The 3,043-nt window shown below is 77.1% G+C and carries 2 protein-coding genes; one reads left to right on the top strand and one right to left on the bottom strand.

Annotated elements, in window-relative coordinates; all coding sequences use genetic code 11:
- Window positions 1–1,110 (bottom strand): S8/S53 family peptidase (locus RH94_RS19570; RefSeq protein ID WP_234425883.1); only part of this gene is annotated, 1,110 nt, incomplete at its 3' end.
- A gap of 160 nt (window positions 1,111–1,270) precedes the next feature.
- Between RH94_RS19570 and RH94_RS19565 the strand changes: the two genes are divergently transcribed.
- Window positions 1,271–3,043: tetratricopeptide repeat protein (locus RH94_RS19565; RefSeq protein WP_234425895.1), on the top strand; the 1,773-nt coding region annotated here is incomplete at its 3' end.

Below are 3,043 nucleotides of genomic sequence, written 5' to 3'. Positions count from 1 at the left end.
CCGGCAGGCGTCGTAGGTGGAGTGCTGGTAGACGTACGGCACGGGCGTCTCGAAGCCGGTGAGCACGCCGGTCAGCCGCTCGCCGGGGGCGTACGCCTTCACCCAGGCGCCGTGGTTGCTGAAGCAGGCGCCGTGTTCGCCGTCGCCGCGCAGGGCGCCGACGGACAGGACGGAGCCGGCGTATTCGGGCAGGCCGGCGTAGGCGGCGGGCCAGAACGGGGTGGCGCTGCCGTTGTTGCCGGCGGCCGCCACGAGGAGGGTGCCCCGGGCACGCAGTTCCCGCATGAAGGCGTCGACGCCGAGCAGCCCGTCGGTGCGGCCGTTGGAGGTGCCGGCGGACAGGCTGATGATGTCGGGCCAGCCGCCGGCGTCGACGGCCTCGAAGAGCCTGTGCCCGAAGTCGGACTCCAGGACGGCCCCGGCGTCGTCGAGGGTGCCGCGCACGGTGATGTCGGTGTTGGGTGCGACGGCCGCGACCAGCCCCGCGATGAACGTGCCGTGGCCGGCGTACTGCCGCAGGACTCCGGTGTCGTCGGTCTCCTCCACCTGGGCGTCGCCCTGGACGTGGGCCAGCAGCGGGACCGCGCGGTGGTCGTGCATGAGGCCGGTGTCGACGACGAGGACGCCGACGGCGGTGTCCTCGTCGTAGGCGGTCTCGGCGGGCGCCGGGTTGGTGCCCTGGGCGAGCGGGGCGGGCACGGGCTCGTCGCCGGGGCAGGCGTTGACCGCGATGGACACCACGTGGTTGCGGCTGACCAGCCGCCGTCCGGCCCGGCCCTCGTGCGCGCGCAGGGCGCGCAGCGCGTGCGCCACGGCGCGGTCGCCGCCGCGGTCGCCGTGGCCCGGGTCGCCGACCTGGATGCGGGTGATGCCGGTGCGGTTGGTCTCGGGGCCCGCCCGGCGCACGCGGTCGGCGGTCAGACCGGGCGCCCGGGTGAAGTGCGCGCGGACGGTGTCCTCGACGAGGCGGGCCTCCTCGCCGTCGCGGGCAAGGACGACGCCCTTCTCGTAGAAGAACTCGGCCGAGTCGTCCGGGCCCATCGCCAGCGGCACGTCCGGCATCGAGCGCTGGATCTGGTCGAACTGCTCACGGAATCGCTGAGGTGCCACGGCGTGTCCTCCCGTTGGTGCGGTGGTTCGTCAGTCAGAGCCGAGCGGGACCCGCTTGATACAGCGTCAGGACCGCCCGACGCGGTTACAGGGGCACCACCGGCCCACTACCATCCGACGCGTGACAGCCGGAAGCGCCTCGGTCCTCGAACTGCTGCCCATGGTGTTCGCCGCCCCCGGCGAGGCCCTGGCGCGGGCCCGGGGGCTGCTCGACGCCGGCCCGCCGCCGCTGCACGGCTCCGTCGCCCACCAGGTGATCGGCATCTGGCAGCGGGACTTCGGCGATCTGCGCCTGGCGCTGCGGCATCTGCGGCGGGCCCGGGACCTGGCGGCGCGGGCGGACTCGGCCGAGCGGGAGGCCGACGTCCTGGCCACCCTCGGGGTTGCGTTGGTGCACGCGGGGCGCACGCGGCAGGGGCTGGCGGCGTTCGAGCGCGGGGTCACGCGCGGGACGGGACACACCCGGGCGCGGGTGCTGTACCGGCGGGCGTACGTGTGGTGGGTGCTGGGCCGGCACCGCGAGGCGCTGGAGGACGTACGGCGGGCGATTCCCGTACTGCGGCAGGCCGGCGACGTGATCTGGACGGCGCGGGCGCTGACGCTGCGGGCCACCGTGCACCTGGCGCTGGGCGCGGTGGAGCGGGCGGACGCCGACTTCACCGCGGCCCAGGCACTGTGGGACACCACCGGCCAGGAGCACGACAAGGCCGACGCCGTGGAGAGCCGGGGCCTGGCGGCGTTCCGGCAGGGCGACATCCCGGCGGCGCTGCGGCTGCTGGACGAGGCCGAGGAGCGGTACGCCGAGCTCGGCACGCCCACGTTCATGCTCGACATCCGGCGCTGCGAGGTCCTGATGGCGGCCGGGCTCGCCCCCGAGGCGCTGGCCGGGGCGGACGCGGCGATCGCCGAACTGGACGGCATCGGCGGTCAGTCGACCCGCAAGGCGGAGCTGCTGCTGGCCGCGGCGCGGGCCGCGCGGCTGGCGGACGACCCGCACACGGCGATCGCGCGCGCCGCGGCGGCCGTACGGCTGTTCGCCGGGCAGCAGCGCGCCTGGTGGGAGGCGCACGCCCGGCTGGTGCTGATCGAGGCGCGGGCCGCCACCGGACGCCGCTCGGGACGGCTGGTCGCGGACGCGGCCGCACTGGCCGAGCGGCTGGACTCCTTCGGCTCGCCGGCCGCGCCGGAGGCCTCGCTGCTGGCGGGACGGATCGCGCTCGCCCTGGGCCGGCCGGCGGACGCCGAGACGCATCTGGCGGTCGCCGCGCGCAGCCGGCACGTCGGGCCGCCGCTCGCCCGGATGACGGGGTGGGCCGCGCAGGCGCTGCGGGCCCGGGCGGCCGGCTCGGGGCGGGGCGTGCTGGAGGCGTGCCGGCGCGGACTGGACGTGCTCGACGACCACCGGATGACGCTGGGCGCCTCGGAGCTGCGCGCCCGGGCCACCGCGCAGGGCGCCGAGCTGGCCGCGCTCGCCCAGGAGGCGGCGCTCGCCTCCGGTGAACCGCGGCGTCTGCTGGTGTGGAGCGAGCGCTGGCGGGCCACCGTGCTGTCCGCGCCGCCCACCCGGCCGCCCGCCGACCACGACCTGCTCAGCGGCCTGACCGCGTTCCGGGAGATCGCCGCCCGCGCCGAGGCCGCCCGCCGGGACGGGCACCCCGTCCCCGCCCTGGAGCGGGAGCAGCGGCGCCTGGAGCGGGAGATCCGCTCCCGCACCCTGGGTCTGCGCGGCGAGGCGCCCGGCGGCGGTGACCGTTTCGACCCGACCCGGCTGCTGGCGCGGCTCGGGGACGCGCGGCTGGTCGAACTGGCCGTGCTGGACGGGCGGGTGCACGTGCTGCTGTGTGGCGAGGGGCGGGTACGGCGCTTCGAGGCCGGCCGGCTCGCCGACGCGGTGACCGAGGCCGAGCATGTGCAGGCGGGGCTGCGGCGGCTG

It is taken from the genome of Streptomyces kebangsaanensis, from assembly GCF_001906585.1.
GTDB lineage: Bacteria > Actinomycetota > Actinomycetes > Streptomycetales > Streptomycetaceae > Streptomyces > Streptomyces kebangsaanensis.
The sequence above is the reverse complement of the archived record's forward strand: the minus strand, read 5'-3'. Positions and strand labels throughout refer to the sequence as shown.